The 23,984-nt window shown below is 36.9% G+C and carries 14 protein-coding genes and 1 pseudogene; 6 read left to right on the top strand and 9 right to left on the bottom strand.

Going from position 1 to position 23,984, the window contains the following annotated elements:
- The first annotated feature begins 72 nt into the window (after positions 1-72).
- Positions 73-1,248: a helix-turn-helix transcriptional regulator gene (locus AB3I12_RS00615; protein WP_063627199.1), complete on the top strand. Its 1,176-nt coding sequence runs from the start codon at positions 73-75 to the stop codon at positions 1,246-1,248.
- A 267-nt stretch (positions 1,249-1,515) separates the two neighbouring features.
- On the opposite strand, the pseudogene AB3I12_RS00610 reads toward AB3I12_RS00615, so the two are convergent.
- The 5 genes and pseudogenes from AB3I12_RS00610 to AB3I12_RS00590 all read right to left on the bottom strand — a co-directional run.
- A pseudogene (locus AB3I12_RS00610) lies at positions 1,516-2,628 on the bottom strand (alpha/beta hydrolase); the annotation flags it as partial.
- Positions 2,629-3,384: 756 nt separating this feature from the next.
- Entirely contained in the window at positions 3,385-5,601 is a 2,217-nt protein-coding gene (locus AB3I12_RS00605; RefSeq protein WP_063627201.1) for a putative mucin/carbohydrate-binding domain-containing protein, read from the bottom strand.
- Between the two features lie 295 nt (positions 5,602-5,896).
- On the bottom strand, positions 5,897-6,778 hold the full coding sequence (locus tag AB3I12_RS00600) for a carbohydrate ABC transporter permease (RefSeq protein ID WP_063627202.1): 882 nt from the start codon (positions 6,776-6,778) through the stop codon (positions 5,897-5,899).
- Positions 6,775-7,644 (bottom strand): carbohydrate ABC transporter permease, encoded by an 870-nt coding sequence (locus AB3I12_RS00595; RefSeq protein ID WP_010719005.1) that lies wholly within the window; start codon positions 7,642-7,644, stop codon positions 6,775-6,777. The genes AB3I12_RS00600 and AB3I12_RS00595 overlap by 4 nt, the downstream gene beginning before the upstream one ends.
- Before the next feature lie 233 nt (positions 7,645-7,877).
- Entirely contained in the window at positions 7,878-9,167 is a 1,290-nt protein-coding gene (locus tag AB3I12_RS00590) for an ABC transporter substrate-binding protein (protein WP_010737704.1), read from the bottom strand.
- Between the two features lie 218 nt (positions 9,168-9,385).
- On the opposite strand from AB3I12_RS00590, the gene AB3I12_RS00585 reads away from it, so the two are divergent.
- Entirely contained in the window at positions 9,386-10,879 is a 1,494-nt protein-coding gene (locus tag AB3I12_RS00585; protein ID WP_063627203.1) for a helix-turn-helix domain-containing protein, read from the top strand.
- Entirely contained in the window at positions 10,854-12,566 is a 1,713-nt protein-coding gene (locus tag AB3I12_RS00580) for a sensor histidine kinase (RefSeq protein WP_063627204.1), read from the top strand. The genes AB3I12_RS00585 and AB3I12_RS00580 overlap by 26 nt, the downstream gene beginning before the upstream one ends.
- A gap of 299 nt (positions 12,567-12,865) precedes the next feature.
- On the opposite strand, the gene AB3I12_RS00575 is transcribed toward AB3I12_RS00580, so the two are convergent.
- Genes AB3I12_RS00575 through AB3I12_RS00565 form a run of 3 tightly spaced genes read right to left on the bottom strand, consistent with a single transcriptional unit; the run spans position 12,866 to position 17,919 of the window.
- On the bottom strand, positions 12,866-13,819 hold the full coding sequence (locus tag AB3I12_RS00575) for a beta-galactosidase small subunit (RefSeq protein WP_010719000.1): 954 nt from the start codon (positions 13,817-13,819) through the stop codon (positions 12,866-12,868).
- Entirely contained in the window at positions 13,800-15,677 is a 1,878-nt protein-coding gene (locus AB3I12_RS00570) for a glycoside hydrolase family 2 protein (protein WP_063627205.1), read from the bottom strand. Before AB3I12_RS00570 ends, AB3I12_RS00575 begins: the two co-directional genes overlap by 20 nt.
- A gap of 4 nt (positions 15,678-15,681) precedes the next feature.
- Positions 15,682-17,919, bottom strand: a complete 2,238-nt coding sequence (locus tag AB3I12_RS00565; RefSeq protein ID WP_063627206.1) for an alpha-galactosidase — start codon at positions 17,917-17,919, stop codon at positions 15,682-15,684.
- A gap of 115 nt (positions 17,920-18,034) precedes the next feature.
- Between AB3I12_RS00565 and AB3I12_RS00560 the strand changes: the two genes are divergently transcribed.
- Entirely contained in the window at positions 18,035-19,066 is a 1,032-nt protein-coding gene (locus AB3I12_RS00560) for a LacI family DNA-binding transcriptional regulator (protein WP_053766792.1), read from the top strand.
- 52 nt (positions 19,067-19,118) lie between these two features.
- Here the strand turns inward: AB3I12_RS00560 and AB3I12_RS00555 are convergent, their stop codons facing one another.
- Positions 19,119-19,910, bottom strand: a complete 792-nt coding sequence (locus AB3I12_RS00555; RefSeq protein ID WP_010718996.1) for a MerR family transcriptional regulator — start codon at positions 19,908-19,910, stop codon at positions 19,119-19,121.
- 99 nt (positions 19,911-20,009) lie between these two features.
- Here AB3I12_RS00555 and AB3I12_RS00550 point away from each other — a divergent pair, with 99 nt between their 5' ends.
- Positions 20,010-21,749, top strand: a complete 1,740-nt coding sequence (locus AB3I12_RS00550) for an ABC transporter ATP-binding protein (protein ID WP_063627207.1) — start codon at positions 20,010-20,012, stop codon at positions 21,747-21,749.
- Positions 21,746-23,533: an ABC transporter ATP-binding protein gene (locus tag AB3I12_RS00545; RefSeq protein ID WP_063627208.1), complete on the top strand. Its 1,788-nt coding sequence runs from the start codon at positions 21,746-21,748 to the stop codon at positions 23,531-23,533. Before AB3I12_RS00550 ends, AB3I12_RS00545 begins: the two co-directional genes overlap by 4 nt.
- Positions 23,534-23,984 lie beyond the last annotated feature (451 nt).

Below are 23,984 nucleotides of genomic sequence, written 5' to 3'. Positions count from 1 at the left end.
AATATTCGCGCTATACAAAATTTATTCGTGTAAAATAAAAAGAAAGAATTCGTCACAAGGAGTATTTACATTATGACTACCGATACGATTAAAATAACTATGGATTTATTGTACCGAAAATATCTGATTCCGATGCTATTATTTGATGAAAACGGATATCTCATCCATCCAAAAAATTTAGAAGACTTACCAATCACGATCAGTACCTATTTTCCATTTAAAAAAACAGAGCAGATCCAGCTTTACCATACAACATCCTATTTATACGGCTATTTTTGTTTTAAATGTGATCAAAAGGAATATCAGATGATCATTGGCCCTTGCGGTATTATCGGTTCAAAAGAAACCTCTTGTTTTTTTATGGGACATGAGTACCATTATAATATTCATTATTCCAAAGAAGACAAGTATTCATTTGAAGAATATATCCAACTATTACACACGATTCTGACTCAGCGACCAACCAAAAAGGAAGAATTTATTTGGTACTTTCAACAAGAAAAAAATAAAAAAAATCTATCCACTGATTACAGCCTGGAAAATAATCTTTATGATCGACGGATCCACAAAGAAACCTTCGATTCGTATCATTTTGAATTACGCTATCTAGATTACATCAAACGAAACGAACCTGAAAAAGTCATTTGGGTCTTTAATAAAATGAAAGAAACCTATAAAGTCTCTTTATCCCCCTTTGAATTGGAAGGGTTGAAACTTAAATTTGCCTCGTTCGTAGCCATCGTTACCAGAATGAGTATTGAAGAAGGTGTACCGATCAATCAAGCCTTTGGTCTGTCCGACTCTTTGATTCAGGGACTGATTTATATCCACTCAGTCAAAGAATGTCTGCAATATATGAAAGAAGCAACCTTCCGTTTTATGGAACTGCTTCATAATTTTCCTTTAGCTCAAAAATCCATGTTAGTAAAAACGATTGTCAACCACATTGATAATCATTTATACGAACGCATCACCGTCGACGAGTTAGCTGCCATCACTGAAAAACATAAGGCACATATTTGCAGCCACTTCAAAAAAGAAATGGGGATTACCATTCACGGATACATTCAAGAAAAAAAGATAACCGAAGCAAAACATTTGTTATTGTTTACAGATCATTCTTACGATGAAATCAGTCACTTGCTTGCTTATTCTAGTCAAAGTCATTTTATTCAAGTGTTCAAAAAGGTCGCCGGCTGTACCCCAAAAGAATACAAAAGTATCCACTATGCCCATTCATTGGTCTGAAAATGCCTTAACTACTAAGTCGTTCTCCATTTATCTTGATCGAGATCAGATAGGTTCAATACTTTCATGTATGTATTTGTAACTGCTTGTGGTTTGAGTAAATGTAGTAAAAACAAGCCGAAGAACACTAAAATCAAGGAAATAATTTTAGATTCTTCGGCTTATTTCATCAACCTAATTATGCGTGGCGCTACTCTCTCGATCGTGTCAAACTTCGTCCCATTCCTCAGAAAGATCAATCATTTTTTCTTAATGTCTTTGACTTCCAAAAAGATAATTTAGAAAATTAGTGACATATGTTTGATACGCTACGGGATCAACTGATTGGGCTTCCCCATGTCCAGCTCCTGATACAATCAACTTGACTTTATAGCCCCCGGAAAGATCATAGAGCTCATCCGCATTTTCATGAGGAACTACTTGATCAGCATCTCCGTGAATGATCAATTTGGGGATCGTTGTGGCCATACCAATTTCAGGTAGATTTTCATTCACATTCATTTTTAATTCTTGGTCAAAGTAATACTCTTTCAACAATCCCATATATAGATCTTCATGTTCTTCGTCTGCTACAATGTCAAATTCTTCCCCAAATATTGAACCTAATAAAGGCGCTACGGTATTTTTGTAGGTGTATCTAAGTTGTTCATCAATTGATTTAAATCCGCAATTCTCGATGATTCCTTTTACGTTTGCTGGGATATCCTTAGCTAATGTTGACATCATAGTTGCAGCCCCCATTGAGCCACCATAAAGTAAAATCTTTTGAGTCGGCTTAGTTCCTACTTCTCGATTGATCCAATAGAGCACATCATCTGACTCATATTGTCCATAAGTGACATAATCGCCCCCACTGTTTCCAGTGGCACGAGGGTCTACAAATAATAAATTATAGCCCGCATTGTAAAAGATATTATACTCATCCGTTACTGTCCCTAAATTCCAATTTCCTCGAAAACCACCATGAATCATCACCGTTACATCTGATTTTTGATCCACATAATAAGATTTCAACGTCATTAATTTTCCATCTTGCTTATTTACGGTCGTTCCTTCTAATTGAGTGGTATTAGGATAAAAACCTGTAGGCTCAGCAGGTGCCGTTCCATCATTCGCTGCACCAAGCAAGCTCATAAAACAACTGTCTTTTGCAAAAGCAATGTCATACATCGCACTGATTGTAATCAAACGTTTGATTACTTCTGGACTAACATCAAAGCGTTCTTTTACATTCACTTCTGAAATTTGGTCTGATATCAACGAAGAGAATTCACTTAGAAGTTTAAAAATATCTCCATTATACTCTTTGAAAACTTCAGTTATTTTATCTCGGATATAATTTAAATAAAGTTTTCCCTTGAAATTCTTGCCTTTACCGATTGCTTGAATGATCGCTTGCTCATCGTCAGATAGTCCAAGTGTTGTTGTTTTTACTTGCCCCTCGTTTCCTTTGTTGAGGGATTGAGAAACAGATGCAAGGCTTGTTCTTGCCAATAGTCCCTCTTGTTCCTTTCCGTAAACGATACTTGGTGTAGCACATCCTAACAATAAAATAGAAGCCAAAGTAATCATGCAACATTTATTTTTCATTCTACTCACTCCTTTATTTGATATTTCTATTCTAATGAAAGCGTAACCATTTTTATATCAAAAAAGAAGTGTTTGTTATATAAAAGAAGCTCTTTTAAAAAATTCTTGAGTAAATCTTAGGATCATTCAAGTCATTTATACTAGCATAGCCATTTAGCTAATATTTTATACTGGTCTTATTTGTATTACATCACTAAAACCAAACGCTTGTGATAAAACAAAAGAAGAGACTGAGACAACTTTTTTGTCCCAGTATCTTCTAGTATATCTAAAAATGAATAAACGGTGTTTAAAGAGCTCTTGTTCACGACGAGATAAAAGCAGCATTTTCGAAAGATAAGCCGAAATTAATCAAAAATTGGAGAAGCACCAAGTAGATAACAATCGACAGAAAAAACTAGCGTTTGTGTTTCTTGGCAAGTTCCGGAACTTTTTTTGGTGCTTGATAATTAACACTTTCGTCTCAATCTATAAGGTGCTAAGTTTTTTTGCTAAAGACGATCAATTCGATAATTTTGACTGCTCATTTTGCCTGCTCATCATATGCTATTTGAACAAAACATAATATTGGGACATATAATGTTCTGTATCTTTTGGAGATAGAGATTGTATGGCTGTCCATAATTGTTTTTTAGCCATTGATCTTTCCCACGCCATCGGTTTAATACCCTCAGCTTTTACTAATGAATTCCCTAATTTTTCAATTTTTTTCATAAGATCTTTTTCTGGATTATTGTTTAATCCAAGGTGTTTTAACCCATGTTCCGTAACTAGCCAGTGGTTAGTATTTTGTCCACGATCAATAAGATTTTCTGGACCTTTCAAACGATTTCTTGCTTCTGCATGGTAGATTTCTATGCTATCTCCTGTCTCAAGCAACAAATGGTCATCGGTGAATCGTTCAGGTATGTCTCCATTAATCGATTTTTCATACCTAATTTTGCCATCCTGAGATTTGATAGTCACTTTTACATAAAGTTCATCTTTAAATAAATAATGAGGTTTTGGCATATTTAAGGTAAGTGTTGCTTCTCTTGAATTCAAATTCGTTCTTAATGAACCTGACCATTGATCATTAAAGCCATAAAAGATAAGATCTTCATCGGCTAACTTACTGATATCAGCTTTGATTAATGAAAGAGAAGCATGGTTTTGGGTTTCCTTTACATAAACATAATTTTCGCTTGGTAAATAATACTTCATTTGTTCACCAGAAAATTCTAAATGATAGACCCCATTAGGAATATTTTTAAATGTCATTTTTTGTTGTACTGGTTGACTCGCTATAATAGTTGCTCCATCTTTTAATTCAACTGTGAGCCCTTCAAAGTTACTCAAATCGCTAGGAAGAATTTCAATGGTCAAATCACCAACCAACCCTAGAGAGGCGATTTCCTCGTTAGTAACCAATTCAAAATTAGAATTGATCAAATAGTTTGGGTCAATCAATTGACGTGCACGCACCAACTCATTTTCAGAGACAATATCTGCCAATGAAGCCACAGCTGGATAACCTGCCACACGATTTTTTTCTGCTTGAAATTCATCAAGATACAACCCACGTTTTTTTAAGGCAGCAGAAAAATCCTGCTTACTATTTTCACTGTAGATACGATTCATTAAATTGGGTAATGTATATTCCCAATCTTTGAAATCACTCTGATTAGCCATTTTACGGTATTCCTGATATATCTTAGTGAAGGAGTCATTTCCAGCTTTTTGTTTGAACATCGTTAATAAAATCAGTTGTTCACGCACATCGACATCATGGTAAGTGTCTCCATCACGGATCAACTTATCATACAGCTTGTTTTCGACTTCTTCTTTTTTACCTAAATTAAACAACCAACCGATGTCATCTGCTTTTTTTCCATATTTTTCATACTGATATTGGACCCCAAATAAATTATTTGACACTTCGCCAGTATACATATCTTGCCCATCAAAACCAGCTTGATAACCGTGAGCAATTTCATGTAATGTTGCCCAACTTAGTTCTTTCAACCACATATCTGTCGTAGGTTCACTATTAGCTGTCCAATCACCCCCATAATAAGCAGCACCTGCGCCAGAATCATCTGCCTTTAAAAAGTAACGATTCGCGCCGTTCTGATTTTCTGGTGCGGAACCATCAAAACCAGCGATACCGTTAAATAAAGCAAAAATACCGTGATGATACTCAATCAACGCATCAATTGATGGAAAATCTTTTAAGTTTCTCACTAGTTCTTTGTCCAATTTGGGTACGAGTAATTGGAAATCTACTCCTTGAATTAGCGCATACTCTGCATCCTCCGTATCCCACATTGAAAAAAACATGGTCTCATTCCCATGATATTCATAAACGGGTAACGCTTTCATTTCTTTGGAAGTCACCACTTCGTATTCGATCTGTGCTGATCCTTCTCCGTACGGTGTATCAATAAATGGAACCAAGGGCTCATCTGCACGTATACTTACCCAATTTGATCCAACTTCGATACTTTTTTCATTCTTTTTATCGTTTCCTAGTAGTCGCAATTTTAACTTATTCTTGAAATGAGCATTTGTCTGTCTCATTCTCAATTCGGTATTTTTGCTTAAGATAAAACCTAGATCCTGACGATCATGGTTTTTCCCTTTACTCATCCCTGAGTTGAAGATCCACGTCGGCTTCGGAATACTAAAAATCTCTTTTGACGTGACTTCTTGCGCCCCAACATTGGCTGAAAGTACAAAGATACCAAACACAAACAACAACAGACTAACCGCATATTTTTTCATTTACCTCACTCCTTAAAATTATTTTATGAACAAAAAATAATTATTCATACATTACGAAAACGTTATCTTTTGTACAATTTAATTATAAATAACAACTAAATAAATAGCAACAATATAATATTTATTAATTTTTAAGCTTACTACCTTTAATAATTACAGTTATTTAAATAATTAATCATAAATATATTTTTAATATAAAATGTTATTTAAAAAGAAAAAAAGCTCTCCCCTAGTGGGACAGCTTTTCCTATACATTTAAAGTTTATACCAAACTAATTTTATCATCGAGTCGCGTTTACTTGACAGAACCGATCATTCCTTGAACAAATTGTTTTTGTAAAACAAAGAACACGATAGCTGTTGGTAATGTTGCAATCACAAGCCCGGCCATAATCATTCCGTAATCTGGTGTATAAGAGGCTCCCATGGCAGATAAAACTAATGGGACCGTACGCTTATCTGGTGATTGTAATGCAACTAAAGGCCAAAGATAGTTATTCCAGCTACTCATAAAAGTAATGATTGCAGCAGCTGCATACGTATTTTTAGCAGTGGGTAGGTAGACACGGAAAAATATACTTAATTCTTTTAATCCATCTAAACGTGCAGCTTCTACTAAATCTTTAGGAAACGCTTTAACGTTTTGTCGAAAGAAGAAGATCAAAAAAGCTGTACTTACTGAAGGCAAAATGACGACTAAGAAGCTGTTAATCCCTAAGATCGTTCCGTTTAAGTTAGAAAACATGCGGTACAAAGGAATCATCAATGCAGCAAAAGGAACCATCATCGATAAAAGCAAAATCGTAAATAATCGTTCTTTTTTTCGACTTTTATAGATCTCAAACCCATAACCAGCCATAGATGAAATCAACAAAGCTAAGACCGTTGTTACAATAGCGATCAAAGCTGAATTCCACAATGAACGTGCAAAGTTTAAGTCATTTGAAAAAAGATTCTGGAAGTTGACAACTAAATGGCTACCGATCTTTAATTTTCCGGCAGTAATATCGATAGGTGTATTCGTCATTCCTAAGATCATCCAAACAAAAGGAAAAATCGAAATAAATGAAATCACGCTCAAAGAGGCATATTTAAAAACAGCTAACCAATTGAATGTTTTAGTCGCTTTTTTTTCATTCTCTTTAAGAAGTACTTTGTTTTCTGCTTGATCTATCACGCTTTTTCACCTCCGACTTTCGTTTGAATGATTGATAACAGTACAATAAAGACTACGATCACAAATGAAACCGCCGCAGCATAACCAAAATTCGGTGTAAATTTATAACTTAAATTGTAAATATACTGAGATAGCGTAGTTGTTGCATTTGCTGGTCCACCACCCGTAATATTTTGTACTTCATCAAAGAGTTGCAACGTACCGATCGTTGATGTGATTGACGTAAACAAAATAATTGGTTTTAAGTTAGGAATCGTGACTTTGATCAATTGTTGCCACTTAGATGCGCCATCGATTTCTGCTGCTTCATAAATTGCCGGATCAATATTTTGCATTCCTGATAAAAAGAAAATCATGTTATAACCTGTCCAACGCCATGTAATCGAAATGATGATTAATACTTTCGCCCAAACTGGATGAGTCAGCCAGCCAATTGGCATATCGATCAAGCCGATCGTCATCAAAAAATTATTCACTAATCCCGATTGAGAAAACAAGCTTTTCATAATAAGCGAATAGCTAACCATGGATGTGATACAAGGTAAAAAAATCGCTGTCCGGAAGAATCCTTTCATTTTAAGCTTTTTATCATTTAATAAATTAGAGACAAATAAAGCTAAAAACAACATAATCGGTACTTGTACCAATAAATATAAAAAGGTGTTAAAAAAAGCCTTTTTGAAGGTCGCATCATTCAACATGCGTTGATAATTCCCCAAACCATTAAAACTCATATTAACTGGGGGACCACTTTGAAATGAAGTGATCAGCGCTAAAATCATTGGGATAAACACCATGATCGAGATCATCAGAACTGGTAAAACAAGAAACGCATTTCCGTTCTTGAAAAAATCTTTTTGTTTCATCTGCTTTGCTCACTTTCGTTACGTTCATCTTCGTTTTATCTGTCATTTAAGGATCGTCTCACAAATCCTTCCTCTTAACTAATTGTCTGAGTAATTGACAGCGTCCTCACGAAAATTCTACGGTATTGATTGAAACTATTTTTAATAGATAGCAAATTTGTGTGACTGATGACCGTTCAAAAATCACCAGCCAACACAAATTTGATCCTCTAAATCAATTCATTTCACTCTGCTTAATTGGCTAACTGTGCTTCTACTTGTTTTTGCGTATCTGCCAAGACTTTATCAGTATCTTCTCCATTGATGATTCGGTGTAATGACTCTGCTACAACTGCTTCGATTGCATAGGTTTCTTGTCCATAATTAACTTGTGGAATTTCCGCTGTCCATTTAGAAAAGTCTTCAAACACCTTTTGACCACTATAGAATTCAGAAGACTCTTGATAAGCTGGTTGATCTTTTGCACTTAACATGGTAGAAACTAACCCGATTTCTTTCGCTAAGGTTCCCATCAAGTCTTCGTTAGTCGCAAAGGTCTTCTTCAAGAAGTCTTTCGCATTTTCTTCGCCTGAAACACCTTTGATCACATACCACCCAGCTCCGCCTAAATTAGAAGCTTGTGCTTTTTGCATATTGGCAGGTAATGAAGGTGTCGGTGCAATTGCCCATTTCCCTGATTGATCTTCAGCACCTTGGATCGTTGAGGAATACCAAGCACCAATTGGACTGGATGCAACAGCCCCTGATTGAATAGCCGTGACACCTGCATTCCAATCTGAAGTTTGTTCCACTAGATCTTCTTTAAGTAGTGTAGCAAATAGATTTAATCCATATTTCAATGATTGGTTATCTTTGATCGTAACCGTCTTTCCATCTTCCGAAGTGTACCATTCACCAGCTTCTTGCATGATCATACGGACACGTCCAAGATCTGAGGGATTCACTTCAGTAATTTTTTTACCCGTTTTTGCTTTAACATCTCGAGCAACTTGTAAATAGTCATCCCAACTTAAATTCTGCATATCTGCTTGACTGTAACCGGCTTCTTCTAACAAATCTGTTCGATAAAAATTAGCCGTAACACCTGAATCAAATGGGACGCCATAAATTTGATCATCGATCTTATTAACCGCAAATTTATACGAAGCAAAATTGGATTCATCTACGATATCGGTTAACTCAGAAAATGCGTCCGGATAAGAATTCAAATAACCTTGAATACGATAATCCTCAATCAACACGATATTCGGTAATCCATCCGTATTTCCACTGGCTAATGCTGTGTTTAACTTTTGTACGATATCATCTTGTGACATCGTAACGACATCCACTTCGACATCTTTATTGTCATAGACTTTTTTTGCTTCATTGACTGCTTTGATATTAAACGTTTCATCCCATGCCCAAACACTGATTTTATTTTCATCTTTCGTTGCTGAATTTGAGGAACTCCCACATCCCGCAAACAAAACTGCTGCTGAAGCTAAAAGCGTCGCACTTGCTACTAATTTTTTGAATTTCATATCCAACCCGCCTTTTTCATTTTTATTCTTTACATGTGAATCATACCAAAAAATGTAATCGTTTTCTTAATTTCTAAAAGAGTTCCAAAAAATATCCCAAAATAAGAAAAAATCACAAATTTAGATTTCAAATTTTTTTATTTTGAGTAATTCATCTTGCTTTTCTGCCAATTAAACCGTATTTTAAAAAGAGAAACTGTTTAAAAGGGGGAACAAGCTTGATTAATTTATTATTGATCGACGATGAAAAAACAATCTTACATGGCATAGCCAATTTGGTTGATTGGTCAAACCACGGATTCCAAATTAAAGGCGCTTTTTCAAACTCATTGGAAGCGCTTGATTTTTTCTCTATTCATTCTACTGATATTGATATTGTCATTACTGATCTTATCATGCCTGAACTGGATGGGATTGAACTTGCTCGCCTCCTAAAAAAAAGCAAGCCTGATATTCAAATATTAGTGTTATCAAGCCATGATGATTTTCAACTAGTGAAAGACTCTTTTAAAGAAGGCGTATCCGATTATTTACTTAAACCAAAATTGAATCCAGAAAACCTGCTTTCTGCTTTGAACCATTTGGTTAAAAAAGGCCAAAAAAATCTAGACTCTAAATTCTCTCTAGATAGTGCTTTAACACAATATTTCTCTGGACAAAAAACAACGATATCTAACGATCCTTTTCGTTTCCCGTTATTTTACATCGTCTATAGCGAAATGGATGATTTAGCTCCACTAGCTTCTCTAAAAAGTAACGAAGAACGAGCTGAACCCTGGATTGATTATCAGCCTTTTACCACTCTCGACTATGAATATGGTTGCTTACTAAATGTTTCTTCCATGGATTGTTTCGAACAAATTCAGACTTCTTTGCGTGAATATGCGCAAAAATCTGATGCATTATTGATTATTTCCCCTTGTTTAGAGCTAAGTGAGCTGTTCGATTGTTTTCAAAGATTAAAAAAATTAGGCAAAGGACAACGTTTTTATCAGAAAAGTGCTGGTGTTGTATCGGAAGAACAACTAGTCCCTTTGATTCCACACTTTGATCAGAGCACGAAAAGCTACTTAACAAAGATTGTCAACAAAGATTATGTATCCGCTATCAGAGAAATGAAATCAGCGATTGAGACTCTGATCGCTTTAAAAATTGACCCTTTATTTTTAAAACACGAAACAATCAATCGTCTCTACGCACTCATCAATGCTTTAGAAGATGGTCAAGGGACGAAAGAATTGACGACATTAAAAATTACGTTACCAACACTTATAACGAACGTCACCACCATCGAAGATTTTTCCATTACGTTTACTAAAATCATCACTCAATTGATGCGTTGGAGCACGCCGGAAAAGAATGAAAACTCAGAAATTCTGACAGCGATCTATGATTATGTTCAAGAAAATTATCATCAAGATATTTCCTTGCAAATCATCTCCGAAAAATTTCATTTTTCCTATAGTTATTTATCTACCATGTTTACCGAGAAATATGGGATTAGCTTCACCAAATATCTAAAAAAAGTCCGGATACAACATGCGAAACGGCTTTTGCTTGAGACAACCGAGCCACTTTCACAAATCTCTTACCAAGTAGGATTTGCTGAACTTGGTTACTTCTCAAGAGTATTCAAGGAAGAAACTGGGCTAAATCCTTCTCAATATCGAAAAGGAAGTTTGAAACATGAAGAAAAAATTCAAAGAGTATGAACTAGTTACAAAACTACTGGTTGTCCTAGTCATTGCGCTTCTTACTCAAGCGATTATTCTGTCCTTCTTCATTTATGATCGATCCAAAAACGCTTATATCCATCTATTTGATAAATCGAATGAACTAACGCTTGGCAAAATACAACGTGATTTTGAACGATTGAATGATAATATCGAAAATACCTTAACGATGGTCGCTAACAACCCTGCAGTCGAAAATTATTTCTCTAACGATCAGCACTCTTCGTTAGATAACTACACTAATGTAAAAACGATCCAACAAATGAACCGAAGCTTTACTTCGATCTCTCCTTCCATCAATTACGATCTGATGATCTATGGTGAAAGTGGACATACCTTCGTTGGAAACGAGATGCTTGCCAGTATGGATGCTGCGGCATTCATGAGATCTGATGTCGTACAAAAAGCAAAGGCACATAAAGCATCGACCCAAATGTTCTTTGTCAACTTTGGTTTGACTACTCGTGACCAAACAAAAAGCAGCATCCTATTCATTAAGAAATTGACTTCCTCGTTGAATCATATTTATGGGTATGCTGTCATTGCGATAACTGCAGATGAGCTAGCGAATTTATTCAATGAAACGATCCATTCGGAGGTCTCCAAAATCTATCTCATCAATGAAGCAAATCAAATCATTACCTCCAATGAAACTGGCATGATTGGTGCCAAAACCAACTTGTTAAATGATTTAAATACCAATGAAACAAAAACAGTTGATTATAATCGTTTAACACGTGTTCCATTATATCGACAAAACTTAGCTTTGATTAGTAAAGTAAATATTCGTTCACTAGTCAATCAAATGGGACTGATTGTTCCGATCGTCCTTTTTAATTTGATGACTTTAATGGTAGTTGGTGCTATTGTCTTTCGCTATATGAACCGTCAGACGAAGTCGATTTATGCCTTGATTCAGTCCTTAAAACATATCAAAAAAATTCCTAATAATACCCAAGTAGATGTTCAAGGGACCTACGAAACAAAGACTTTAGGCACTACAATCAATCAACTATTAACAACGATCGATGAGAACTATTTTACTTCAATTGAAAACGAAAAGAAAAAACGCCAATTAGAGATTCAAACGATGCAAGCCCAAATCCAGCCTCACTTTATCTACAATACGTTAACTAGTCTAAAATTTTTGATCTGGCAAAAAGAAAATCAAAAAGCAATTCATGGAATCGATCATTTTATTGATTTGTTGAGAAGTACCATTGGGAAAAAAGCAGAAACAATCACTGTCGAAGAAGAATTAAAAAGTGTGCAAAGCTATATCCATATTCTTTCATTGAGATATGGTGATGATATCGCCACTCGGATCATGGTCCCCGATGAACTATACCCTTTTAAAGTGCCCAATATGATGATCCAGCCAATTATTGAAAATGCTTTTTTACATGCTTTTCAAACAAAAAAAAGTGGGTTTATTACTTTATTCGGAAAAATTCATGAAACACAATTGATCTTTGAAATCGTAGATAACGGTGATGGATTTGATACAAATCAAAAGAAAAAAAACAAGGACTATTTTTCTGGAATCGGCGTCAAGAATGTGAACGAACGAATCAAATTGCTTTACGGCACAGAGTATGGATTGCAGATCCAATCGATTATGGGTGTTGGAACAACGGTAAAAATCACATTGCCATTAATCAGTTAATTCAAAAATAAACAATTCAGTTAGTTGATACTTATAAGCAATAGACGCTGCCCTTCTAAGATAGATGATCCTAGAAATGCAACGTCTATTTGTCTATGGTTTTATATTTTTTGTGTCTGCTAATAATATGAAAAGCTATTGTTCTTTACCGATACTTAGCTATCAATCCTTCCTTTCTCTAGATAGACAGCATTCAAGCATCAGCTCCTTGAAATAAGCCTAAATTTTTTTTAACATGAAAAGGTGTTTTAAAAAATTGCCTCTTATTTGCTCGGAGCTGACCGCTTCTTTCACGACCTTTACTTCACGATAAAACTAAATTCATGGTCTTCTTCCGCTGAAATATGATACGCTTCTTCAACATCTGCTCCCCAGCTGTTGATTCCTCCTACACCACGTACCTTCCCTTGAATCACTAAGACGGTTCTTCTAGCTGGTGGTAACTCTTCAAGATGCGTAGCATTTTCTAATTCTTCGGCTTTATAGGGGAGAGCTGAAAATGCAAAATCGCCGTTCACTTGTTCAAAGCGTAATGAAAATTCCTCCTTTCCTTGATCCGCATTATTCATCGTAGAATCTCTAGTGATTTCTAGCCATTTCGTCTTCATATGGACACCACAATCTTGTGGCACGAGATAGGGAGTCACTGGTAAACCAGTTACTTTATAAGTACCCTCGATTCCTCCTGCCATTCGATCTGGATACGTTTCTCCTGATAGTCCTTCATATTCAAAATATTTCGCTTTGGTTGGCATAATAAAGCGAAAACCTAATAAAGGTAATTCAGGCAGTCCTTGCTGTCCATGATAAAAGACAGAAATTTTCATTTCCCCATCAGATTGTACTTCATAGTTGACTATGACTTCTGTTTTGGGCACCGTATTGATTTCTAACGTGAATTTGATCGCTGCTGATTGCGCATATTCATGATTGGAATAGCGATTATTGATCGGAGCAATTGGCTGTTCGATTGGTTTTTGATCAATGGAAACTTGAACATTTTTTACTTTCGGGTACATCCCAGCCCCTAGCCACATGGACGAACGATAGCCAAACCCATTCCCTCGATCATTATCCGTCAAAGCCCGCCAAAACGTCGGCAGCGTTTCTCGATACAACCATTCTTTCCCATTTTTATTTAAGGATTCCAACCCACCTCTTGTATAGGAAAAGATATAATGAAATCCTTCACCTTTTAAAGCAAATGTACAATCTCCATAAATAATCTTCATTTTAATCGCTGTATTTTCCATAATAATACCTTACCTCCTGTAATGCCGGTTTTTCTTGACCATCAGAAAAGACGATCCCGTTACCTGAAAATTCATAATCACTTGGACGATCATCAAAGTCCCCACCGTATCTCATTACTTTTTGTTTCGTCAATGGATCGATCACTTGAATCGCTTGATCTTTAAAGTCCCAAATATAGCCACCTTGATACATTGGGTATCGATCTAATAATTCCATGTAAGAATTCAATCCTCCCAACGAATTCCCCATGTCATGCATGTATTCACATAAAATGAAAGGCTTTTTCCCATCATTTTCAAGGTAATCACAGATATCTGTTGGCGTAGCATACATGCAACTCTTGACATCAGAAATCGAATCTTCGAATGCAGGATTAGGGAAATTTCCTTCATAGTGAACAAGGCGATCGGGATCTTTTTCTTTAAAGTAATCATTCATCAAACGAATATTCTCTTCTGCGTAAGATTCATTTCCTAAAGACCAGAATAAAATACTCGTATGGTTCTTGAATGTCTCAAAATTTGTCTGTGCTCTGTCAAGAACGATCTCCCGCCATTGAGGAACGTTCCCCGGTACATTGTAAGACGGCTCAAACGCGCCCATCTTTTGCCAAGAACCATGAGATTCCAGATTGGTCTCTGCCATCAAGTGAATCCCCGCCTGATCACAAAGATAATACCAAGGGATTTGATTTGGATAATGTGAGGTTCTAACCCCATTGATATTCGCATGTTTAATGATTTCTAGATCTTTCTTCATATCCATCAAATCGATAGCTCTTCCTTTTTCAGGATGCCATTCATGTCGATTGACACCGTTGATGATCAAACGTCGGTCATTCAAATAAATGATCCGCTCTTTGATCTCGATCTTTCTAAAACCAAATGGATAGTAACTATACTCCGTCACCCCAGTATCATCAAACGTTTCAAATTCGGCGGTGTATAAATTGGGTTGAAAATGATCCCATAAAGTAATTTTATCTACTGGAATATGCAACGAGATTTGTTCTTCGATTCCCACTTCTTCTTGATGGATCTCTTCTCCTTTGCAATTGAGGAGTCGGACACGTAGCTTTCCGTTTGAAGTAAGATTTTCAATAGTCAAGTCGATATCTACCCAACCGCTTTGAAAAGAGGGATCAACTTGAGGTTTGATCCACATATCCTCTATATGATTTTTCCCTCTGGCGATCAATGAAACATCTCTAAAAATCCCAAAGAAACGGAAAAAATCTTGGTCTTCGAGAAAAGCGGCACTACTTCTTTTATGGACTTCTACCGCTAAACGATTCTCTTCTTCCAGATAAGGAGTTAAATCAAATTCAGAAGGCGTGAAAGAATCTTCTGCATAGCCGACAAAGTGCCCATTTAACCAGACATACATTGCCTGTTCGACACCTTCAAATCGAATGGTGATCGCCTTTTCTTTCATTTCTTCATTTAAAGTAAAGTTCGTCACATATGAGCCAACTGGGTTATACTCGGCTTGAGAAAACATCCCCTCGGCTTCTTCCTTACCAGCGGTTGTATAAGCCGGACGTCTAAACTCATGCCCTTCCCATGGATACATCGTATTGATGTAGTGGATCTTGTCGTATCCTGCTAGTTCGATATGCCTAGGAACATCAATCTGATCGAAGCCACTGTTATCAAATTCCTTTTCAAAAAAATTCACTGGACGTTCTAAAGCATTGCGGGAATAGCAAAATTGCCACTTCCCATTCAGCGATTGGATTCTGGTGTTTCCTGTTTCCACTTCTTCTTTAGCACCATAAATAACATGATCACTATGGGCTTTCCTTTGATTTACTCGATACACTTGCGGATCATCTAACCATTCAATCAATGCGTTCATTTTTCTATTCTCCTTCGTCTATACTCATAAAATGAATCAATTCTGTTTGAAAATCGCCATAAAAATCCGGGAAATAAAGACCTATTGTCATTAATTCCGATCCTGAATATACTTTGCCATCTATCTGGTTCTGGTATAGTTTTTCTTCGCTTAGTCCAACAAGGCGTACCTCATGAAATTCGGGCTGTGCATTTGCCAACCGACGATTTATAAATAAGAGGACTTCCTGTTGGTTTTTTGAAACAAATTCCCAGGAAGCAATATTTTGCTCAAAGGGATTTTGTAAACGATAGAAATCACCATATTGGACTGTCTGTCTGATTTTTTTATAAAATTCTACCTGTGCGGCTACTTCCTGCTTTTCCTCACTAGATAATTTTGTTAGATCGAGTTCATATCCAAACACCCCGCCCATGGCCACATCTCCACGTGTTTTTAAACTGGTGACTCGACCCGTTTGATGATTAGGAACAGCTGATACATGGGCAGTCATAGCTGAAATAGGATAAGCTAAGCTTGTCCCATATTGGATATTGATACGTTCAACCGCATCTGTATTGTCACTAGTCCAAGACTGTGGCATATAATAAAGCAGCCCTGCATCGAACCGTCCACCACCACCAGAACATCCTTCCCAAAGGATATGAGGATAGTCGTTTGTTAAGTTTTCCATCATCTCATATAATCCTAATAGATAACGATGCAAAACTTCCCCTTGGTTTTGTTTGCCCAATGACACCGAATAGACATCAGATAGCGATCGATTCATATCCCATTTGATATAGTCGATCTCCACACTGTCTAACAAATGCCGTAACTGTGTTTCAATCGTCTTCCGGACTTCTTTTCGGGTAAAATCAAGGACGTGTTGAGATCTAGAAGCCGAGGGTTGACGACCTGGTTCTTTCATCATAAATTCGGGATGATCCCGATTTAATTGAGAGTCGCTGGAAACCATTTCAGGCTCAACCCACAAGCCAAACTTTAGTCCTTTTTGGTGAACATAGTCAGCGATCCCTTTTAAGCCATTTTTCAATTTCCCTTGATATTCAAACCAGTCTCCTAGAGAAGATTGGTCCGAATCTCTTTTCCCAAACCAGCCGTCATCTAAAACAAACATCTCTATCGCTAATTCGTTTGCTTCATCAATGATCGCTTCGATCTTTTTGCTCGTAAAGTCAAAATAAGTCGCTTCCCAATTGTTGACTAGGATCGGACGTTCTTGGTATTGAAATTGCCCTCTTGCTACTCGTTCCCGTAATAAATGATGGGTCACTTGACTCATCCCATTCAACCCTTGATCAGAATAAGTTAAGAGTATTTCCGGTGTTTGGAAGCTTTCATATGGTTGTAACTCCCAAGAAAAATTATAGGGATTGATCCCCCCGATCACTCTAAATTGTTGAATGGCATCTTTTTCAATCTCAAAGGAATGATTTCCCGAATAAACAAGATGGATCCCAATCGCTTCCCCTGTGAATTCAGTTGTTGCATGATTTGTCAAGGCAATGAATGAATTCATCTGATGACTGCTTGAACCACGACGGCTTTCAAATGATTTGATGCCATCTGTTATGCTTTGTCTAGACATCTGCCGTTCTTTGACATGCGCTCCTGGTAAGGCAATCACTTCATCAAACCGGCCTGAATTCGTAAAATCAAGTTGAAAAGAGGCTGCTTTTTCAATCATCACTGGATCATTGGTTTCATTTCTTACCTTCAGCGAACGTGTAATCACTGCTCTTTCTCGATAAATCGTATAGGAAAGATCCACGTAAATCTTTTCTTCACGATCTTTCAACGTCACGATCAACGTTTCTGCCTCTGTATCATTCTTGATATACGCTTGCGGTAATCCAGATAAATTTGGCTTTCCTTCTTGGATCTGAAAACTTTCATAACGTAGATCAAGCAGATTTGATCCATTTTCTCGACGAATCATCAAGGCAGGTAATCGATAATCCATCCCTCCGTGCCCTGAATACTCTTGTGGTAATGTATCTTTTGAATACGTTCGATCTTCATTTAAGGGGACGTTCCCAGAAAAGCCGCGATCTCTGCGAGGATATTTTTTATGATTATGATAATGGGTCGTTCTTTTACCAAAATAAACATGAGCCAGAACTTCACTTTCTTCAATTTGAAGAATATAGGAAATTTCTGAATTGGATAGATGAAATACTTTTTCCTGTTCGTCAAATGTGATTAAAGCTGCTCTTTGATTCTTCATCACTTGTTCCATTGTTTCACCTCTCAAATAAATAGTAACCGTTTACTTTTGTTACATTTCCTGTATACTGTTTACTAAACAAATATGTCAATAAAAATTTTTATTTTTTTGTAAGGGGTGCCATTTTATGGTTGGAATTAGAGATGTCGCAAGAAAAGCCAATGTTTCACCTGCTACGGTCTCAAGAGTTTTGAATGAAGACAAAACGATCAGTGTCTCTGCTGCTACTCGTCAACGGATTTTCACTGCAGCTGCCACATTAAATTATGATATCAACAAGCGAAAATATATTAAAAAACGCCGTCCTTCCATCGGTGTCATTTCAGCAATCAGTAAAGCCAGCGAAGAAAAAGATATTTATTATCGAGAATTACGAGCAGGTCTAGAAGAAGAAGCCAGCCGACTCCATATCGGCATGAATCGAATTTATAATATGTCGGATAACCCGACCGAGTGGAAAGATTTGGATCAATTAGGTGCTATAATCGTAGTCGGTACGATCGATAAAGGTGCAATCGCCGATTTATTGAAACAGAACCGACAATTAGTTGTAGTAGATAATCCAGATATCCAACAAGAAGTGGATATGGTCTATGGGGATCTCGAACGAATGACTAAATCTGTTTTAGAACTTTTTTTAGACAATGGGCACACCAACATCGCTTATATTGGTGGTTATCAAATCGATATTAACGAAGCTGGTCGGAAATCAACAACTGAGAATGAAAAAAGGCTCAGAGCCTACCGCCATTTCATGCAAGATCATCATTTGACCAAACAGATCAATTATTATTTAGGAGAATGGACAGAGGAATCCGGAGAGCAGTTAGCGACCAAACTTCTCGAAAAACAAAAACATGATTTACCGACGGCCATTTTGATCGGTAGCGATCCTTTAGCATTAGGTGTTTATCGAGCATTACAAAAAGACAATCGAAAAATTGGAGAAGAGATCGTTCTAGTTAGCTTCGATAACATCGAGGCGATTGCTGATTTATCTCCTAGTTTAACAAGTGTAGCGATCAATGCAAAAGCCATTGGTCAGTCTGCTGTTCGATTAGCGGTGGAGCGAATCGATGGTTTGAGAGATGAACCGATCATTGTCACTTATCCTACACGACTAATCATTAGAGAAAGTTTTAACCCTGATAAATCCTAACCAAATAGACGAAGAAGAGCGAGATAACTATCCTTTCCCGCTCCTTCTTCGTCTACTTTTGCTTATCCTCATTTGTTAAATCAGCTTCTACTTTTTGGCTTTCGATCCATCCTAAATAATATTCATGATAGACTCCTTCTTCCGTTTGCTTCGTTAGCAGATACTGTCCAATCACATTTCCTGTTTGATACCCTCGTTGAGCTAATGTTAATCTTACTTCTTCGATATTGTTCTTTTCGGTATGATTGACTTCCACTTGTAATAAAAATCGATGATAAGTTTTACCAGGCTGATTGTACCAAACAATTTTAGACAGTGGAATTGTGGCTGATGTTTGGTCTGTACAGAAGCCATAAATCATTTCATCGCTCAGCGAAAAATCAAAATACCCACCGAAGCTGGCATAGTTTTCAAGATAGGCTTTCGAATCTAAAATGTCGTCGGAATCCACTATGACGATTGCCGCAAAAGGAATTGTTTCTTTGGTAATGCCTCGATTGTCAATCATAAGTTTTAATTGTTCTTTTCGAGCCAAGATTTCTTCATGTTTTTTTTGCAGACTTATTTTTTCTTGCTTAATCCGCTGCTCTGTTTCTGCAATCGTTGCATAATGTTCTTCGATCGTTTTTCCATATAAATTTTTCATCTGTTTGATTGGAACATCTAATTTTCGATAGAAATTGATGTCATAGATCTGAAAAATATCATCAATATTAAACATCCGATACCCGTTTTCTTCATGGCGTAGAGAATGGATTAACCCTTGCTCATCCCAAAAACGAATCGTTGACTTTGGTACATTTAGTAGTTCCGAGACTTCTCCGATTGTGTAAAGTTTTGGCATTTCCGCTCACCTCTTGTTAATTTTACCGCTTCCTCTATTGACCTTCAAGTAACTTTAAGGTGTAAAATTCATTATTGTCTAGTAAAAGGAGGAAACAAAATGACATTACTTAAACAATTCCTATGGAAGAATAAAAAAATCGTAGGCATGACTTTTTTATTCGTCTGTTTACAAATCATTGGTACACTTGGTGTTCCTAAATTAGTGGCAACATTAATTGATGAAGGGATAGTTACTGGTCAAAACAGTAAAATTTATACCATTGGTCTACAAATGGTATTCGTAGCCTTGCTAGGTACTTTTTCAGCGATTGCTTCTAGCTATTTTTCTGCACTAGTGTCTGCAAAATTTGGCTACCAAACAAGGGAAACCTATTTTGATAAGTTCCAACAATTATCGATGAAAGATGCAGATGAATTTGGAAGTGCCTCACTCCTGACTCGAATGACTAATGATGTAGATAATATCCAACAAATGATTGTACTCTTTTGTCAAATGATCTTACCTGCACCAATCATTGCGGTGTTTACAATTGTCATGATGCTTCAATATTCCATGACATTGACATTGATTACATTGATTTCTGTGTTTATTTATGCTGTCGTTATTTACATCTTAATGAAAAAAGGAACCCCTCTATCTCTCAGTATCCAACCAAAAATGGATCGTATCACAGTGACTTTAAGGGAATTTTTTACAGGTGTGAATATGATTCGAGCCTTCAACAATCAAGACTATGAGGAGAAGCGCACCAATCAAACATTTGAGAAATATGCCGCACAGATGATCCGAGTCAATCGCGTATTTGCTTGGGTCACTCCAATTGCTTTTTTATTAATGGGGATCGTATACAGCGCCATTCTTTGGTTTGGTGGTTCGTTGGTCAGTGAAGGTACACTACAGATCGGGACTGTTACTGCCATCGTCGAATATTCGATGCTCACGTTGGCTTATCTAATGACTGCAGCTATGGTGTTAGTCGTCGTTCCAAAATCGATGTCCTCTCTTCGGCGGATCGAAGAAGTGTTGAATCAACCTATTGAGATCATTGATCCGGAAAATCCATCAACAGCTTCGCTGAATATGGATGATGAACATGTGTTATCTTTTGAACACGTTTCTTTCAGTTATACCAAAGATTCGGAACCTGTATTGGAAGATATCCATTTTAAGGTACCTAAAGGCAAAACAACTGCCATCGTTGGCGGAACTGGTTCTGGTAAAAGTACAATAGCCAAATTGCTCCTTCGTTTGAATGATGTGACCAGTGGACAGATTACATTAGGGGGTCAACCACTCCAACAATTAACACAAGAAATGATTCGCTCAAAAATCAGCTATGTTCCGCAAAAAGCGTTTCTGTTTAGTGGAACAATTTTATCAAACCTGCAAATGGGCAATGAGCATGCAACAGAAGAAGAATTGACCTCAGCTATACGTATTTCACAATTAGAGGAAGTTTTGGATAAATTGCCCAAAAAATTAGCTAGTTTTGTTGCACAAGGCGGAGATAATTATTCTGGCGGACAAAAACAACGGATGTGTATTGCACGAGCGCTCATCAAACCAGCAGATATCTATGTTTTCGACGATAGCTTTTCTGCTTTGGACTACAAGACGGATGCAAAACTAAGAACAGCCCTCCATGAAGAAATGGCTGATAAGACATTGATCATTGTGGCTCAAAGATTGAGTACAATCATGAACGCTGATCACATCATCGTTTTAGACAATGGCCGAATCGTGGGACAAGGAACTCACGAAACACTCCTTGCTACTTGTCTTTCTTATCAGGAATTTGCTAAATCACAAGGGATTTTGAAAGAAGGGAATATATGAAAACAACTGATGTAAAAATGAATAAACATAGTTTGATCCGCTTTTGGAAAATGATCCAATCTGATCACAAAACATTTTATGGCTTACTATTATGTAGTTTAATCGGTAACCTGATGGTCGTTGCAATGCCGATGATCATGGGCGTTGGTATCGATCAGCTTTTAAGTCGAATCCGTACGATCGGGATTGCTGAAATGACATTTCATGATGTCAAGGATGCCCTTTTGTTCCCTGTTGTTTTATTACTCGTTTTTTCTTTTTTAAGTAGTATTACTTCTTTCATTCAAGAATACGCAATGGCTTCATTGAGTGAAAAAATCACACTGAATGTTAGAAAAGAAATGACCAAGAAATTCAAAACATTACCAATGGCCTTCTTTGATCAGCATCAGGTAGGAGATATCATCAGCCGAACAACGACTGGTTTGAATCAACTAGCACAAGTCTTGCTAACAGGGATCAATCAATTTTTCACTTCCATCGTAACGATTTTATTTTCAATTTTGATGCTGTTTTATATTGACAGCAAATTGACGTTACTGATTCTTTTATTGATCGTTGGTAGTTCATGGGTCACTCAACTCTTTGCGAATAAAAACAAAAAGATTTCTGATGACAATCAAACAGAACTAGGTTCATTAAATAATAAAGTGGAAGAATATCTTGCAGGTAACTTGGTCATCAAAACATTCAATCAACAAGATCAAGCGATCGAGTCGATCCGTCAAGTAAATCATTCACAGTACCAAGCATTTAAAAAAGCGCAATTCATGAACTTTGCCATCTATCCAGCGATTCGCTTGATCAATCAATCAGCGTTCATTTTAAGTGCTGTCTTAGGTGGGATCTTAGTAATATCTGGTGGACTCACACTAGGATTGTTACAAGCTTATCTGCAGTACATCAATCAAATCTCTGAACCGATCTCGACCGCTTCTTATGTCATCAATTCGTTACAATCTGCTATGGCGGCGATTGATCGTATCTTTGAGATTATGGATGAACCAAATGAGCGTTCTGATCACGAAAATACAACATCACTTGACCAGCCTGCTGGTTCAATCAGGTTCAAAGATGTTCGATTTGGTTATAGTCCAGATAAGATCTTGATGGAAAATGTCAACTTTTCGGCTAAACCAAAACAAACAATTGCAATCGTGGGACCAACTGGGGCAGGAAAAACGACATTAGTCAATTTACTCATGCGATTTTACGAGCTAAACCATGGAAGAATCGAATTCGACGGAATCGATATCACGAAATTCTCTCGTAGTGAGTTACGTAAACACTTTGGGATGGTTTTGCAAAATACGTGGCTCTTTGAAGGCACAGTGGCAGATAATATTGCTTATGGGAAACAGCAAGCTTCCAGAGACGAAATCATTGCGGCTGCCAAAATTGCCCAATGTGATCATTTCATCCGCACGTTACCTGAAGGATATGATACGATTATTTCAAGTGAAAATGGTTCGTTGTCACAAGGACAACAACAGCTATTGACCATTGCTCGGGTATTGCTGGCGAATCCTTCCGTAGTTATTTTAGATGAAGCAACCTCCAGCGTGGATACCCGCACCGAAGCAATGATCCAAAAAGCAATGAATGCTGTCACAGAAAACCGAACCAGCTTTATTATCGCCCATCGGTTATCTACGATCGAAAATGCCGACTTGATTTTAGTGATGGAAAATGGAAATATTATTGAACAAGGAACTCATCAGTCACTATTAAGCAAACCAACACTTTATGCTAGTTTATATAATAGCCAATTTCAAATCACATAAAAGAGGTTGTGAAAAGTGCGTCTTGACCCGAGTAATAAGGAAGAAAATCTCGAAACAGCTCCTCATGTTTTGAGATTTTTAGACTTATTACCGAGGGTCAGCACTTTGAACACCGTTTAGCAAGAGGCTGTGAAAGAAGCGTTTAGCTCCGAGCGAATAAGAGAGAATTTTTTAAAATAGCTCCTCATATTTTAGAAAATCATCGCTTATTGTTGAGGAGTTGCTTCTTGAACGCCGTTTATATCAAGAGGTTGTGAAAAGTACGCTTTGACCTAAGTAATTTTGAACACTTTTTACCTATTTTAACCCCCATAAAAAAGAGCCTTGGAAAAAAGTCCAGGCTCTTTTTTATGGGTCTATTCTTTCAATCTCTCTTATTCACAAATTCAATCGTTACATAGAGAACTTTCACTTACATAAATTGTCATTGTCTCTCCTTACGCCGTTTCCT

Origin of the sequence: Enterococcus sp. C65 (assembly GCF_040887165.1) — a bacterium.
GTDB lineage: Bacteria > Bacillota > Bacilli > Lactobacillales > Enterococcaceae > Enterococcus_B > Enterococcus_B hirae.
This window is presented reverse-complemented; position numbering and strand designations above follow the sequence as displayed.

Coding starts and splice junctions, on each gene's coding strand:
- AB3I12_RS00615 (WP_063627199.1), top strand. CDS start 73: ATGACTACCGATACGATTAAAATAACTATGGATTTATTGTACCGAAAA.
- AB3I12_RS00605 (WP_063627201.1), bottom strand. CDS start 5,601: ATGAAAAAATATGCGGTTAGTCTGTTGTTGTTTGTGTTTGGTATCTTT.
- AB3I12_RS00595 (WP_010719005.1), bottom strand. CDS start 7,644: ATGAAACAAAAAGATTTTTTCAAGAACGGAAATGCGTTTCTTGTTTTA.
- AB3I12_RS00590 (WP_010737704.1), bottom strand. CDS start 9,167: ATGAAATTCAAAAAATTAGTAGCAAGTGCGACGCTTTTAGCTTCAGCA.
- AB3I12_RS00580 (WP_063627204.1), top strand. CDS start 10,854: ATGAAGAAAAAATTCAAAGAGTATGAACTAGTTACAAAACTACTGGTT.
- AB3I12_RS00575 (WP_010719000.1), bottom strand. CDS start 13,819: ATGGAAAATACAGCGATTAAAATGAAGATTATTTATGGAGATTGTACA.
- AB3I12_RS00570 (WP_063627205.1), bottom strand. CDS start 15,677: ATGAACGCATTGATTGAATGGTTAGATGATCCGCAAGTGTATCGAGTA.
- AB3I12_RS00565 (WP_063627206.1), bottom strand. CDS start 17,919: ATGGAACAAGTGATGAAGAATCAAAGAGCAGCTTTAATCACATTTGAC.
- AB3I12_RS00560 (WP_053766792.1), top strand. CDS start 18,035: ATGGTTGGAATTAGAGATGTCGCAAGAAAAGCCAATGTTTCACCTGCT.
- AB3I12_RS00555 (WP_010718996.1), bottom strand. CDS start 19,910: ATGCCAAAACTTTACACAATCGGAGAAGTCTCGGAACTACTAAATGTA.
- AB3I12_RS00550 (WP_063627207.1), top strand. CDS start 20,010: ATGACATTACTTAAACAATTCCTATGGAAGAATAAAAAAATCGTAGGC.
- AB3I12_RS00545 (WP_063627208.1), top strand. CDS start 21,746: ATGAAAACAACTGATGTAAAAATGAATAAACATAGTTTGATCCGCTTT.